Here is a 12,816-nt window from a genome sequence, read left to right as displayed (position 1 = left end):
ACACTTTAGCCATGATCATTAGCTTTCGTCACAAAGGTCTACGCATTTTTTTTGAAACAGGCTCCACCAGAGGCATCCGAGCCGACCACGCCAAAAGGCTGGCTCGGATGCTCAGTTTTATGGATAGAGCCTGTGCGCCTGCGGATCTGGATATACCGGGTTGGCGGTTGCATCCCCTCAAAGGGGAAATGGAAGAGTTCTGGTCACTCACCGTCAACGGTAACTGGCGAGTGATCTTTCGTTTTGAGGGCAGCGACATAGAACTCGTCGACTACCTCGATTACCACTGAACAGGAGGGCTTAATCATGGCCATGTTTAACCCACCGCACCCCGGTGAAACGTTGCTCGAGGACGTGCTCCCCGAACTTGATATCAGCATTGCGGAGCTTGCGAGACGGCTTGGCTTTGCACGTGAAACGCTGTCGCGGATCCTGCATGGTCGCGCGCCTATCAGTCCGGATCTCGCCGTTCGCCTAGAGTTGGCGGGTATCGGCAAGGCTCGCGCTTGGCTTGGCGTACAGACCGACTATGACCTCTGGCAAGCCCTGCATCGAGAGCAGCCTCCGATCGAGCGCTTCGCTGCGATTGCTTAGGCGTTTTGACCACGCCCTGTTCGTAAAGCCCGGTTTCGCTCGCATCGCACGCTGGACATCGCCTTAGACGATGCACTTACTAACATCGATTGTTCTGCTCACAGGCCGCTTGTAAAGCCCCTGCGTCCGGAAAGGCTGGTAACGAATGTGAGTGCGGATCTTCGTCAAAAGGACACTCGTACTAAGTTGCTCTGAATGAATTTAAAAATCAGTAGCCCTCAAATCGGTCTCCGCCTTAGATCCATCCAGGACGTGAAGACAATGGATCATATTTGAACCAATAAGTACCTAAATCACATATAATTGATCAGATGTGAACCATTAAATAAGGTTGCCCATTGGCTCTAACCCATTCTCTGCTCGCTCCAGGCGAACTGGCCCAGAAGATTGGTGCCAACGCCCGAGAAGCGCGACTCGCACAAAACCTCTCCCGCAAATCCTTGGCGAAGATGGCGGGTGTGTCCGAATCGACCATCAAGCGATTTGAGTCCAATGGGCAGATCACCCTTGATGCTCTGGTGCTCATCGCTACAGCACTTGGTGCCACACGCCAAATCGCTGACCTGTTCAAGCATGAGCGGCCTGTCTCGCTTGAAGAAATCAAACAAACAGGACGTACCCGGGGGCGCCAATGAAATCCATCAACGTCGTAGAGGTATTGCTCGCAGGCACACCGGTCGGGGAGCTTGTTGCCAGTCGACAGGGTATCTACTTTGCCTATCACCCACATTGGGTAGCGCAAGGCTTCAACCTGTCGCCCCTGAACATGGAATTCACAACCCACCCCCAGAAAGCTGCAGATCCTGTTCTTTTCGCAGGCCTACCAGGCGCGCTTGCCGATTCCCTTCCAGACGGATGGGGCATGCTGCTAATGGATCGTTATTTCCTTGCCAATCATGGCCTAGACCGTAGACACATTTCCCCGCTTGATCGGCTGGCTTACATGGCAGACAGGGGCATGGGTGCACTGGAATACCGCCCGGTGCTTGAGCAAGCCACCAGTGAAGATGATATTGACTTGGCCCTGCTCTATCAGGAGTCTCAGGCGGTCTACGAAGGAGACACTGCGTCCATTCTTGATGTTCTGCGCCTCGCTGGCGGCTCCCCTGCAGGCGCTCGACCAAAGGTAGTGGTTGCCTTGTCCCCAGACAGAAAGCTGTGCAATACGTCTTTCCAGCAGCTCCCGGCCGGCTACCAACACTGGCTAGTGAAATTCCGGGCACCAACCGAGCATCGTGATACCGGCGCCATCGAATACGCCTACGCGTTGCTGGCAGAACGTGCGGGAGTGAAGATGGCTGCGAGCGATTTGCTCACAGTCAGCTCGTTAAACGGCACCGAGCGTTTCTTTGCTGCCAAACGTTTCGACCGGCATGGCAATAGCAAACTCCACATGATGACTGCCAGCGGCATTCTCTATGCTGATCACCAAGCGCCCTCACTTGACTATTCAGATCTCTTGAAAACAACCAATGCGGTCACTAACCATGCGGCGGAGGTGGAGCGCATGGCGAGACTCATGGTATTCAACGCGCTGACCCACAACCATGATGATCACGCCAAGAACTTCGCGTTCCTACACCACCAAGGACGGTGGGAATTAGCTCCAGCCTATGACCTGACCTATGCCCCTGTCCGGGGTTATGCAGACGAGCACACCACCTCTTTCAACGGTTCCGGATTGCCAACACGAAAAAAGCTCAAACAAGTTTGCGCTGCCTTTCGATATTTAGATCCGGATCTTTACGTCGAGCAGACCCTTGATGCGCTCTCCGGGTGGTCTTCACTGTGTAATCAACTTGAAATCGATCCCAGTCAGCAGAGAGTAATTCAGCGGGCATTCAACGAAATCCGCACGCGCCTCGACTGACGCAGGCATCAGTCGACGTAACGGACGTTGAGGAGACATCAAGTGGCAGGCACACCGGCCGGGCGCAAAGTCCATACGAGTTGAACCAGGTTACGTGGATCCCAAGCGACGCAGTTGCTGTGCCAATGCGAACTCTTGGTGTGTCTTAATCTGATGGAAAGGTGGCAGCAAGTTTTACCCGATAAGAGTGAGATCCATACAGCGTCGCGGGCCATACCCGTTTTACAAGCCTGTGGTCAGGTAGCTGATATCGATGTGCTTTACCGAGACGTCAGAGCACAACTTTCAGACATTGCCCAGTGTGGTACGAGGAATCCCGCCGTCCTTTTCTACGCCAGGCTGCGACACAGCCGGTTTTCATTCAAGGAGCTGCCCCATAGGCTGGGAACACCGAAACCACTTGTAGGAAGGAGCAATGAAAACCCTCTTACTTTTGATGGCTCAGTACGACGGCCAAGCCGTGATACCAATCGACTGGGTATGCAGAGACTTTCTCGGTCTTTCAGTCGACAAGTTCAAGCGCAAGCGCCTTATGGGTGAAATCGATCTTCCTGTGATGAGGCTTGGCACCAGCTCGCAGAAAGCCAACCTGGCCGTGCACCTAGAAGATCTCGCTGCCTACATCGATAGGCAGCGAGAAGCTGCACTCAAAGAGCAGAATCAGTTGGGGGTGCGGCGGCGCCTCGCCTGAAGCTTAACCCCTGGGGCGGATGTGGCTTCAGGGGTTACGACCCTGATTCCGAGTTCTACGGGAGCCTCAACAATCTTGTCCAACCAGCCCCAGCCCTCGTAAGGATCACCCAACCCCTTCAGATGCGTATAGCGGCGCATGGCATTCCAATCGCGGTGGCCCGATACACTGGCAACTCGCGGAATGTCCCAACCCATTTCAAAAAGCCGACTCACCCCATCATGGCGCAGATCGTGGAAACGCAGATCGTTGATCGCCAGGAAGTGGCAGGCACGGGTGAACGCTGCAGAAATCGAAGTTGAGTCATAAGGGAATATCTCACGGCAGGCCTTGGGCATGCTCTGAACGATTCTCCAGGCCTCATCCGGGAGACGGCACCAGACGTCATTACCAATTTTCTGGCCAGGGTTTTTCATGTCTCGAATGAGCACAGCCTGCCGCCGAGCATCCAGATCCTCCCAACGGATCCGAGTAATTTCTTCCTGCCTGCGTGTCGAGAAAATTGCGAACGCCAGGACCTTGGCCATATTGATGGAGCGTGGTCTGCGCCGTTGAATATCAAAGAAGTGGTTGAGCAGCTTATCCAATTCGTCCTTGGACGGCCGACGGTCACGCTCTTTACTGCGGCTGACCATTCCCAGCTTCCGGAGCACCTTTCGGGCATCGGGCATGGCTGTGGCATCGATGAGATAGCCCCAAGCAGGCTTGGCCACTGAGAGCACGGCGCCAACATGCGCAAGATCGTTACCGACGGTCTGCGCCTGAACGCTGCCGCCGTGTTCACTCATCCGCCACTGCGCATATTCAACCAATTTCTGGCTCGTTAAATCGGCACCAGCCACATCACCCAACCAAGATTCACTAACTGCCTTCAAGGTCGCTCGCTTGGTTTTCCCAAGTGGGCGGATTCGCTCGTACTCATCCAGGTAGCGATCAATGATCGTTTTCAGAGGGACATCCTCGCCCTTGGTTCGATCCAGAGCGCCCGGTGACCCAAGCTCCGCCTCCCGACGAGTCAACCATGCACGTGCCACGGCCTTACGATCGAAGGTCTGGGTTTCTTGATAGACTACGGCCCCGTTGCGACGCAGCCGAATCTGCGCCGTGTACGTGGGTTTACCGTTTTTTTTAACGCGCTGAGTGATGGTTCCCAAGTTGCCTCCCACCAGTGCTACAAAAAAAATCTCAGTGCTACATTTTAGCACTGAAGGCCAAAAAACGGCCAAAAATAGCCTTTTTTAGCACTGAAATGACATGAGCCAATGCCTTCAGAATTAGCCTCAAAGCCAGTAAATACGGGCGCTCAGCCCTCCCGCCGCTTCTCCGTGGCGCCGATGATGGATTGGACGGATCATCATTGCCGGTACTTTTTGCGCCAGCTGTCGCAGCACGCGCTGCTGTATACCGAAATGGTCACCACTGGCGCGTTATTGCATGGCGATACCCAGCGGTTTCTGCATTACGACGAGACCGAGCACCCGCTCGCGCTGCAGCTGGGCGGCAGCAATCCGGCCGATCTGGCGGCCTGTGCGCGGCTTGCCGAGCAGGCGGGCTACGACGAGGTAAACCTGAATGTCGGCTGCCCCAGTGACCGGGTGCAGAACAACATGATCGGCGCCTGCCTGATGGCCCATCCGGCGCTGGTGGCCGACTGCGTCAAGGCGATGCGCGATGCGGTAAGCATTCCCGTGACGGTCAAGCACCGCATCGGCATCGACGGGCGTGACAGCTACGCGCAACTCTGCGACTTCATCACCCAGGTGCGTGACGCCGGTTGCCGCAGTTTCACGGTGCACGCACGGATCGCCATTCTTTCCGGCCTGTCGCCCAAGGAGAACCGTGAAGTGCCGCCGCTGCGCTACGACATCGCCGCGCAGCTGAAACAGGACTTCCCCGAGCTGGAGCTGGTGCTCAACGGCGGGATCAAGACCCTGCAGGCCTGCCAGGAGCACCTCGAGACCTTCGATGGCGTGATGCTTGGCCGTGAGGCGTACCACAACCCTTACCTGCTGGCCGAGGTCGACGGGCAGTTGTTCGGTAGCGAACGGCCACCCATCAGCCGGTATGAAGCCATGCAGGTCATGCGCCCCTATATCGAACGGCACATGGCTGCCGGTGGCCTGATGCACCACGTCACCCGCCATATGCTCGGCCTGGCGCAGGGTTTTCCAGGGGCTCGCCGCTTCCGCCAGTTGCTTTCTGCGGAAATCCACAAGAGCGATCGGCCGCTGGCCATTTTCGACCAGGCTGCCGAACTTTTGCAGGGCCGCTAACGGGTTGCCGAAAGCGACCTGTTGTGCCACCAGTTGAGCACTACATGATGCTCAGGTAAGGTCATGGCACCGCGAATCGACAAGGCCCCGCCATGACCTCCAAGCTGGATCAACTCAAGCAATTCACTACCGTGGTTGCCGACACCGGTGACATCGACGCTATCGCCCGCCTCAAGCCAGTGGACGCCACCACCAACCCTTCCCTGCTGCTCAAGGCTGCCGCCCTGCCGCGTTATGCCGAGCTGCTCAAGCAGGCGGTCAGTGCCAGCAAAGGCGATGTCGATCTGGCCAGCGACCGTTTCGGGGTGACCGTTGGGCGTGAAATTCTGCAGGTAATTCCGGGGCGCATCTCCACCGAAGTGGACGCCCGCCTGTCCTTCGATACCCAGGCGACCCTGGCCCGTGCCCGGCGCCTGGTCGAGCTGTATGAAGAAGCCGGCGTTACCCGCGAGCGCATCCTGATCAAGATCGCCTCCACCTGGGAAGGCATCCGCGCTGCCGAGCAGCTTGAAAAGGCTGGCGTGCAGACCAACCTCACCCTCCTCTTCTCCTTCGCGCAAGCGCGCGCCTGCGCCGATGCCGGCGCCTTCCTGATCTCGCCGTTCGTGGGCCGTATCTACGACTGGTACAAGAAGGCCGAAGGCCGCGATTACGTCGGTGCCGAAGATCCGGGCGTGCAGTCCGTGGCGCGCATCTACGACTACTACAAGGCCAACGGCCACAAGACCGTGGTCATGGGTGCCAGCTTCCGCAACATCAGCCAGATCGAACAGCTGGCCGGCTGCGATCGCCTGACCATCAGCCCGGAGCTGCTGCAGCAACTGGCCGACGACAATGGCCCGCTGCAGCGCAAGCTCAGCGCGGAGATTTCCGGGCAAAGCGAAGCGCACATCGGCGAGAGCCAGTTCCGCTGGGAAATGAACGAAGACGCCATGGCCACCGAGAAACTCGCGGAAGGCATCCGCCAGTTCGCCCGTGATCAGGAAAAACTGGAAAAGCTGCTGACAGCCAACATCTGAGCCTGAAATGAAAACGGGGCGCCGACTCTATCGGCGCCCCGCTATCGGCAGCAATCAGCGGTCAGGGATGCTGTTCGAGGGCGCTGACCAGGTCATGGAAGGCCGCGCGGTTCGATTCGTTCAAGCCCATCAGAATCCGGTGCGCTTCCAGCACGCGAGCACGCACCACGTCCTCCGACTGATCCTGCGACGGCAGATCGGCCAGACAGTCCGGGCACTCGTAGGGCTGGTTGATGATGTTGAACACCTGATCGAAGCCCATCGACTGCAACAGACGGGTGATGTCGGCGTGGGTGGTCACCACCGTTGGCAGCAGCCCAACCTTCTGCCGCGACAGAATCGATAGCTTGGCCAACAGCCCTAGTGTGGTGCTGTCGATACTGCGCGTTTCCGTCAGGTCGATGACGATGGCGGAGAAATTCAGCGCGGTGAAAATCTTTTCGATCGTGGAGTCCAGCGCCGAACACAAGGTCAGGCGCACTTCACCGATGAACTTCAGGACGAAGGTTCCGTCCTGCTCGGCAAACTGGATTCTACCGGGGCTTATCCCAGGATTCATGCAAGGTTCCTGCTTAACACCAGCAAGGCGATATCATCCGGCATCTCCGCCAGATTGGCCAGTCCAAACACGCTGCGCAACCCGTCCAGGGTTCCACCTGCTTCGCTCACCAGTTTCGGCAGCAAGGCTTCTTTTTCCTGCAGGGTGTCGCCGTCCAGCAAATCGAGAATGCCGTCCGACAACAGAGTCAGGCTGAACGATTCCGGAAGGTCGATCACCAGATCGGTGTAATCGGCTTCCTTGAACAGGCCGACGGGCAAACCACGGCCTTCCAGATAATGGGCTTCGCCGCCGCTGTACATCACGGGCAGCGGCAGATGGCCGCCGATGCTGTAGGTCAGGCGATTGTGCTCTTCGTCGATCACCCCGCCCAACATGGTCACGTGCTTGCCCAGTTTGCAGTTGATCAGACCACGGTTGATGTGGCCGAGTACGTCCGACGGCTTGAACTCCGGCAACAGGCCATTGCGCCGCGACTCGTAGAGCAGGCGCGTGGTCATAAACTTGAGCAGCACGGTGACGAATGCCGAAGAGGCGCCGTGACCGGAAACGTCCGCCAGATAGAACGCAACACGCCGCTCGTCAACACGGAAGTAATCGACGAAATCGCCCGAGAGGTAGAGCGAGGGAATGATCTGATGGGCGAACGACAGCCCTTCGTTTTCCCAGGGCGTGACGGGCAGCATGTTCATCTGCACCTGGCGCCCGGCGTTCTGGTCTTCCTGCAGCAGGTGCAGGCTGGCCTGCAGCTCGCGGTTGGCGGTTTCCAGCTTTTCCCGGTAGCGCTCGTTCTCCTGGCGCAGATGCACGCGATCCAGCGCACGGCGTACCGAGTGCTCGAGCACGGCGAGGTCTTCGAGAGGCTTGATCAGGTAATCGGCGGCACCGAGGCGCAAGGCTTCGACCACGTCGGTCATCACCCCGGCACCGGAAACCACGATGATCGGCGCGGAGATTTCCAGGGCATTGATCCGACGGATAAGCTCGAGACCATCGACCTGGGGCATGCGCAGGTCGCAAATGACCAGATCCGGCCGTTCGCGCTCGAACACTTCGAGACCTTGCGAGCCGTTGCCGGCGAGCAGGATGTTGAAGCCGCTGTCTTCCAAGTAGGCTGCAATACTGGCGCGGACGACTTCGTCGTCATCGATCAGCAGCAACGTGGCACTGGTTTTGTGCATGGGGTGTCCAGGCAAACTGCGCCGGGGATGGTTAGCGTAAACGCAGCCAACAACCTGCGCGGGTACACGGTTCGCGTCAAGGCGCAGACGGTACTCCCATCCTCAACACGATTCAACAGGCGCCGTTCGCGACCGAGCGACTTTACACCTGAAATCAGTGAGGGTTATAAGAACCGCAGCAGAGCCCTACCACAATGAGGATAGCTTGATGAGCCAAAGTGATCGTGATTACGAGGAAAAGCGCGATTACATTCGCATGCGCCTGGAAACCCAGGTGACGCTCCACCATGGCGGTCAGGCAATCCCGGCATTGTGCCGCGATCTGTCGAGCACTGGCATGCAGCTCGAGGCGCAGTGCCACGTGCAGGTTGGAGATAAGGTGCGCGTGTTGATCCCTTCCGGGCACGACGAACTGAAGGGGCTGGAAACCGAAGCGGAAGTGGTGCGGGTAACCGACCAGGAAGGCGGCCGACAGATTCTCGGCCTGGCCGTGATATCGATGAACTGAAACACGCTGTAACGCGATGGAGCCCGCCTCCATCGCGTCGTTACGCCTCCTGCCTTCGAGCCTTGCTGCCCTGGCTCGGCCTCAATCAGAAATCGTCTTCCACCTCACCGTCACGCACGCGGAACTCACGGTTCTGCAGATAGGCGTTACGGATGAAGATGTACTTGTCGCCACTGATCATGCGCTCGGCATCCAGCAGGCTGGCACGGGTGTCGACCACGTTGATGCCACGGGTGACGTTACGGCTCGGCACGTGATCCATATAGGGATAAGGGGTCAGGAAGCTGTCCGGGATCTTGCTCGGCGCATCGCGCAGCGAGCTCGGCCCGAGCAGCGGCAGTACCAGATACGGGCCGCTGCCAACGCCCCAGGCGCCGAGCGTCTGGCCGAAGTCTTCATCGCTGCGCTGCAACCCCATGCGGCTGGCCACGTCGAAGAAGCCGAGAGCGCCGATGGTGGTGTTCAGCAGCAAACGGCTGGTATCCACGCCAGCGTCGTGAGCCTTGCCCTGCAGCAGGTTGTTGGCCAGGTTGCCGACATCGCCCACGTTGCGGAACACGTTGTGCACACCGGTCTCGAGGAATTGCGGCGTGACGGCCTGATAGCCTTGAGCCAGGGGTTTGAGGGCGTAGGTATCGACGGTATCGTTGAAGCGGAAGACGGGGCGGTTGAACGACTCCCAAGGGTCTTCCGTCGCCGCCTGACTTGCGAGCGGCAGCACCATCAGGCCGGCACAGGCCAGCATTCGCCCAAAGCTCCCGATCAAATCCGATCCAATCACACGCATTACTGTTCTCCTAGGCTAATGAGCACGGTCTCTCCGGCAGCAGCGGCGTAGTATAAAGCCGCGAGCGGGCAATAGGCAGAGCACCGATGCCCGGCCACCCTACCCGACCCTGAGCCACTTCACATCACTGACGTTTGCCGGGCGTCGGGCCGCTCACTGCCGTCATGCCATCGTCATATTGGCTTGTCATGGTAAGCGCGATAATAGCCAGGGAACGACATCGCATGCCGCAGCCAGCGCTCTCCGCAGTTACCCCCTCCTTCACCGCCGTCCTGTTCGGCCTGTCCGGCTGCCTGGTTGATTTCGGAGCCCGCAGTGCGTCGTTGGTCGGCACTCGCCACCTGACGCTGATCCGTGAAGCTGGCGGCCCGACGCGTGCATTCGAAGCCGCCAGCCCTCGGGAGCTGGAGAGTTGCGCCGAGCCGACGCCTGGCGCTCTGGCAACCCTGCGCAGCCTGCGTGAACAACGCGTGCCCTGCGCCTGGCTGGACGAACTTCCCGAAACCCTCGCCATGAAACTGACGAGCCAGCTACCCGAATGGCTGGTCGCCTCTCCAGCCTGCTCGCAGCGCAGCTGGCCTGCCCCTGATGCCTGCTGGCAGGCGTTGAGCACGCTGCAGATCGATCGTCTGGATGGTTGCGTACTGGTCAGCGGTGAACCTCGCCTGCTGCAGGCGGGCCTGAATGCGGGCTTGTGGACGGTCGGCCTGGCCGCCTGCGGATCCCTGGGCGGCCATGCCCTCTGCGACTGGGAAATACTCGACGCAATGCAACGTGATCGCCTGCGCGCCGATGCGACCCTGGCGCTGTACCGGCTCGGCGCCCATTCGGTGATCGACCAGCTGACCGACCTGCCCGCGTGCCTGGACGATCTGCAGATTCGCCGCAGCAAGGGCGAAAAACCCTAGCGATGGCATTGCGTCAGATCAGGCGCAATGGCGCAGGCGGGATTATCCTGAAGACGAAGTAATGACCTTTCGTCATGACGCACGGTCAATTGTCTTGCCTATCAAGAAAGGGAGAATCTCCATGCCTGCGAACCATCTGCAGCAGCAACTGGAAGAGCTGCACAAGCAACTGGCGCAGAATCCGCCGGTAAACGAGGAAGACCGCGAGTCGCTTTCGCTGCTGGCTCGTGACATCGAACTTCAGCTGGCGGCTCAGCCAGTGACCACACCTGATGCCTCGCTGGTCGATAGCGTCAATCTGGCCGTGGAGCGCTTTGAAGTGAGCCATCCGACCCTTGCTGGAAGCCTGCGCAATATCATGCAGAGCCTCGCCAACATGGGTATCTGATGCCAACGCCGCAAATAAAAAACCAGCCTCTTCAGGCTGGTTTTTTATTAATTGCTTACTGCCTGACCAGGCGCCGATTATCCGGCAACTGCGCCAACGTGGTTCGGTAGGGATTGATATCCAACCCACCGCGGCGCACATACCGTGCATAGACGGTCAGGTACTCGGGCTGCAGCAAGCGCTGCAAATCCAGAAAGATGCGTTCCACACACTGCTCGTGGAAATCGGCGTGCTGACGGAAACTGACCAGATACGCCAGCAGGCTCGCCGGCTCCAGCGCGGCGCCGCGGTACTCGACCACCACGCTGCCCCAATCAGGCTGACCAGTTACCGGGCAATTGGACTTGAGCAGATGGCTGTGCAGGCTCTCTTCGACGATACGTGACGTATCGCAAGCCAACAGCTCGGGACGGGGAGCCTGGTAATCGCTGATACTGATGTCCAGGTCGTCGATGCAGGTTCCCGGCAGAACCGCCAGACCTTCCTGCGCCACCTCGTTCAGGCTGCGCACCCGCACACCCACGGGCTTGCCGGCCGTGGACGACAGATCACTCTCCAGCACGCTCACCAACTCGGCCTCACTGGCGAACACCGACTGATTCAGCGAGTTGAGGTAGAGCTTGAAGGATTTCGACTCGATGATGTTCGGCGAGTCGGCAGCAATGCTGAATTCACCGATCGCCACCACCGGCTTGCCGGACGGCAGCAGCCAGGACAGCTCGAAGCAGTTCCAGTAATCCACGCCACGATACGGCAGGGTGTCTGCGCTCAAACCGAGTTCGGCCCACTTGGCCGCTCGCGGGATGGGAAACAGCAGTTCGGGCGAATAGGTGGCGATGTACTCGCTGCTCTTGCCTAGCGGCGAATGTTCCACGGAATGCATGACGGTTTACCTGCAAGGCAATGGGTGCGGCGGCTTGATCGCCGCCGTACAGGAATGGATGGGCCGATCAGCCCAGCTCGGCAACCAGCTTGGCCAACGCGGCAGCCGGATCGGCGGCCTGGCTGATCGGGCGACCGATCACCAGATAATCCGAGCCGGCGTCCAGTGCCTGACGCGGCGTGAGAATGCGGCGCTGATCGTCCTGCGCGCTGCCGGCTGGACGGATACCCGGCGTGACCAGTTGCAGCGCCGGTTGCGCTGCCTTGAGCGCAGGCGCTTCGAGGGCCGAGCACACCAGGCCATCCATACCTGCTTTCTGTGCCAGCGCAGCCAGGCGCAGCACCTGTTCCTGAGGCTCGATATCCAGGCCGATACCGGCCAGATCCTCACGTTCCATACTGGTCAGCACGGTCACGCCGATCAGCAGCGGTACCGGGCCGTTGAACGCATCCAGCGTCTCGCGGCAGGCGCTCATCATGCGCAGGCCACCGGAGCAATGCACATTGACCATCCACACGCCCATTTCTGCGGCAGCCTTGACGGCCATGGCAGTCGTGTTGGGGATGTCATGGAATTTCAGATCGAGGAACACATCAAAGCCGCGCTCGCGCAGCGTGGCGACGATATCCGACGCACAACTGGTAAACAGCTCCTTGCCCACCTTGACCCGGCACAGCTTGGGATCGAGCTGATCGGCAAGCGCTAGCGCAGCCTCTCGGGTCGGGAAATCCAGGGCGACGATGATCGGGGTCTGACAAACGGACATGGGGCAATTCTCGAGCGAGCCAAATTCGGCGCGTATTGTAGCGCAAGCTGCCGCCAATTGGCGCTGTACTGCCATTGCAACAGCACAGCGCCCTTGCCACCCATCACGCGCGACAATCGCCAACATAGACGACGAAAGCCCTACTTTCCAAGCGGGTCATGCCAGAACGGCTGGCCGACTTCGCGCAGTATTTCGCCACGATTCAAGCCCAGGTCTTTCAGTGCGGCATCACTCAACATAGCCAGTTGCCGCCGCTCACGCGCCAGCTGCCGCCAACGCAGAATACGGGCCATCAGGCGAACCAGCCGAGGCGCTAATTGCCATTCCAGCCGTTTTGTAACACCACAATCTGCACATGCCTTGTGACTGTTCATCTGATCGCACTCCGG

General features: G+C 59.0%; 17 protein-coding genes. 10 read left to right on the top strand and 7 right to left on the bottom strand.

All coding sequences use genetic code 11. The features are described from left to right. Window positions 1–11: 11 nt before the first annotated feature. The 5 genes from ACZ3GY_RS06010 (at window position 12) to ACZ3GY_RS05990 (ending at window position 3,155) form a co-directional block, all read left to right on the top strand. Entirely contained in the window at window positions 12–290 is a 279-nt protein-coding gene (locus ACZ3GY_RS06010; protein ID WP_465909315.1) for a type II toxin-antitoxin system RelE/ParE family toxin, read from the top strand. Window positions 291–306: 16 nt separating this feature from the next. Continuing rightward, window positions 307–594, top strand: coding sequence for a HigA family addiction module antitoxin (locus ACZ3GY_RS06005; RefSeq protein WP_465909314.1), 288 nt, complete (start codon window positions 307–309; stop codon window positions 592–594). A gap of 338 nt (window positions 595–932) precedes the next feature. Beyond that, window positions 933–1,229 (top strand): helix-turn-helix domain-containing protein, encoded by a 297-nt coding sequence (locus tag ACZ3GY_RS06000; RefSeq protein ID WP_082045793.1) that lies wholly within the window; start codon window positions 933–935, stop codon window positions 1,227–1,229. Then, window positions 1,226–2,464, top strand: a complete 1,239-nt coding sequence (locus tag ACZ3GY_RS05995) for a type II toxin-antitoxin system HipA family toxin (RefSeq protein WP_465909313.1) — start codon at window positions 1,226–1,228, stop codon at window positions 2,462–2,464. Before ACZ3GY_RS06000 ends, ACZ3GY_RS05995 begins: the two co-directional genes overlap by 4 nt. Before the next feature lie 415 nt (window positions 2,465–2,879). Continuing rightward, entirely contained in the window at window positions 2,880–3,155 is a 276-nt protein-coding gene (locus tag ACZ3GY_RS05990; RefSeq protein ID WP_042554137.1) for a pyocin activator PrtN family protein, read from the top strand. On the opposite strand, the gene ACZ3GY_RS05985 is transcribed toward ACZ3GY_RS05990, so the two are convergent. Further along, entirely contained in the window at window positions 3,125–4,309 is a 1,185-nt protein-coding gene (locus ACZ3GY_RS05985) for a tyrosine-type recombinase/integrase (protein WP_465909312.1), read from the bottom strand. The two genes, ACZ3GY_RS05990 and ACZ3GY_RS05985, sit on opposite strands and share 31 nt — an antisense overlap. Window positions 4,310–4,417: 108 nt before the next feature. Here ACZ3GY_RS05985 and dusA point away from each other — a divergent pair, with 108 nt between their 5' ends. Further along, on the top strand, window positions 4,418–5,428 hold the full coding sequence (gene dusA / locus ACZ3GY_RS05980; protein WP_465909311.1) for a tRNA dihydrouridine(20/20a) synthase DusA: 1,011 nt from the start codon (window positions 4,418–4,420) through the stop codon (window positions 5,426–5,428). A gap of 92 nt (window positions 5,429–5,520) precedes the next feature. Continuing rightward, window positions 5,521–6,447, top strand: coding sequence for a transaldolase (tal, locus tag ACZ3GY_RS05975; protein WP_465909310.1), 927 nt, complete (start codon window positions 5,521–5,523; stop codon window positions 6,445–6,447). Window positions 6,448–6,508: 61 nt separating this feature from the next. Here the strand turns inward: tal and rssC are convergent, their stop codons facing one another. After that, window positions 6,509–6,994, bottom strand: a complete 486-nt coding sequence (gene rssC / locus ACZ3GY_RS05970; RefSeq protein WP_042554198.1) for an anti-sigma factor antagonist RssC — start codon at window positions 6,992–6,994, stop codon at window positions 6,509–6,511. 8 nt (window positions 6,995–7,002) lie between these two features. Further along, window positions 7,003–8,187 (bottom strand): two-component system response regulator RssB, encoded by a 1,185-nt coding sequence (gene rssB / locus ACZ3GY_RS05965; RefSeq protein ID WP_463565126.1) that lies wholly within the window; start codon window positions 8,185–8,187, stop codon window positions 7,003–7,005. A gap of 208 nt (window positions 8,188–8,395) precedes the next feature. Here rssB and ACZ3GY_RS05960 point away from each other — a divergent pair, with 208 nt between their 5' ends. Continuing rightward, window positions 8,396–8,695 (top strand): PilZ domain-containing protein, encoded by a 300-nt coding sequence (locus ACZ3GY_RS05960; RefSeq protein ID WP_042554132.1) that lies wholly within the window; start codon window positions 8,396–8,398, stop codon window positions 8,693–8,695. A gap of 85 nt (window positions 8,696–8,780) precedes the next feature. Here ACZ3GY_RS05960 and ACZ3GY_RS05955 read toward each other — a convergent pair whose 3' ends face one another. Next, window positions 8,781–9,482 (bottom strand): MlaA family lipoprotein, encoded by a 702-nt coding sequence (locus tag ACZ3GY_RS05955; RefSeq protein WP_465909308.1) that lies wholly within the window; start codon window positions 9,480–9,482, stop codon window positions 8,781–8,783. A 224-nt stretch (window positions 9,483–9,706) separates the two neighbouring features. Here ACZ3GY_RS05955 and pcrP point away from each other — a divergent pair, with 224 nt between their 5' ends. Both pcrP and ACZ3GY_RS05945 read left to right on the top strand, forming a co-directional pair. After that, a complete protein-coding gene (gene pcrP, locus ACZ3GY_RS05950; RefSeq protein ID WP_463565129.1) occupies window positions 9,707–10,390 on the top strand; it encodes an HAD superfamily inactivated hydrolase PcrP in 684 nt (227 codons plus the stop codon). A 121-nt stretch (window positions 10,391–10,511) separates the two neighbouring features. Next, window positions 10,512–10,778 carry a DUF4404 family protein gene (locus ACZ3GY_RS05945; protein WP_225831990.1) on the top strand — a complete coding sequence of 89 codons (267 nt, stop codon included), beginning with the start codon at window positions 10,512–10,514 and terminating at the stop codon, window positions 10,776–10,778. Window positions 10,779–10,833: 55 nt separating this feature from the next. Here the strand turns inward: ACZ3GY_RS05945 and queF are convergent, their stop codons facing one another. The 3 genes from queF to ACZ3GY_RS05930 form a co-directional block, all read right to left on the bottom strand. After that, window positions 10,834–11,661, bottom strand: a complete 828-nt coding sequence (queF, locus tag ACZ3GY_RS05940) for an NADPH-dependent 7-cyano-7-deazaguanine reductase QueF (protein WP_465909307.1) — start codon at window positions 11,659–11,661, stop codon at window positions 10,834–10,836. A gap of 67 nt (window positions 11,662–11,728) precedes the next feature. Next, window positions 11,729–12,427 (bottom strand): orotidine-5'-phosphate decarboxylase, encoded by a 699-nt coding sequence (gene pyrF / locus ACZ3GY_RS05935; RefSeq protein WP_225831986.1) that lies wholly within the window; start codon window positions 12,425–12,427, stop codon window positions 11,729–11,731. Window positions 12,428–12,567: 140 nt separating this feature from the next. Continuing rightward, window positions 12,568–12,801 carry a DUF1127 domain-containing protein gene (locus ACZ3GY_RS05930; RefSeq protein ID WP_225831983.1) on the bottom strand — a complete coding sequence of 78 codons (234 nt, stop codon included), beginning with the start codon at window positions 12,799–12,801 and terminating at the stop codon, window positions 12,568–12,570. Window positions 12,802–12,816 lie beyond the last annotated feature (15 nt).

The organism is Pseudomonas sp. PME37.24/006 (assembly GCF_055556635.1).
The sequence above is the reverse complement of the archived record's forward strand: the minus strand, read 5'-3'. Positions and strand labels throughout refer to the sequence as shown.

Coding starts and splice junctions, on each gene's coding strand:
- ACZ3GY_RS06010 (WP_465909315.1), top strand. CDS start 12: ATGATCATTAGCTTTCGTCACAAAGGTCTACGCATTTTTTTTGAAACA.
- ACZ3GY_RS06005 (WP_465909314.1), top strand. CDS start 307: ATGGCCATGTTTAACCCACCGCACCCCGGTGAAACGTTGCTCGAGGAC.
- ACZ3GY_RS05995 (WP_465909313.1), top strand. CDS start 1,226: ATGAAATCCATCAACGTCGTAGAGGTATTGCTCGCAGGCACACCGGTC.
- ACZ3GY_RS05990 (WP_042554137.1), top strand. CDS start 2,880: ATGAAAACCCTCTTACTTTTGATGGCTCAGTACGACGGCCAAGCCGTG.
- dusA (WP_465909311.1), top strand. CDS start 4,418: ATGCCTTCAGAATTAGCCTCAAAGCCAGTAAATACGGGCGCTCAGCCC.
- tal (WP_465909310.1), top strand. CDS start 5,521: ATGACCTCCAAGCTGGATCAACTCAAGCAATTCACTACCGTGGTTGCC.
- rssB (WP_463565126.1), bottom strand. CDS start 8,187: ATGCACAAAACCAGTGCCACGTTGCTGCTGATCGATGACGACGAAGTC.
- ACZ3GY_RS05960 (WP_042554132.1), top strand. CDS start 8,396: ATGAGCCAAAGTGATCGTGATTACGAGGAAAAGCGCGATTACATTCGC.
- ACZ3GY_RS05955 (WP_465909308.1), bottom strand. CDS start 9,482: ATGCGTGTGATTGGATCGGATTTGATCGGGAGCTTTGGGCGAATGCTG.
- pcrP (WP_463565129.1), top strand. CDS start 9,707: ATGCCGCAGCCAGCGCTCTCCGCAGTTACCCCCTCCTTCACCGCCGTC.
- ACZ3GY_RS05945 (WP_225831990.1), top strand. CDS start 10,512: ATGCCTGCGAACCATCTGCAGCAGCAACTGGAAGAGCTGCACAAGCAA.
- queF (WP_465909307.1), bottom strand. CDS start 11,661: ATGCATTCCGTGGAACATTCGCCGCTAGGCAAGAGCAGCGAGTACATC.
- pyrF (WP_225831986.1), bottom strand. CDS start 12,427: ATGTCCGTTTGTCAGACCCCGATCATCGTCGCCCTGGATTTCCCGACC.
- ACZ3GY_RS05930 (WP_225831983.1), bottom strand. CDS start 12,801: ATGAACAGTCACAAGGCATGTGCAGATTGTGGTGTTACAAAACGGCTG.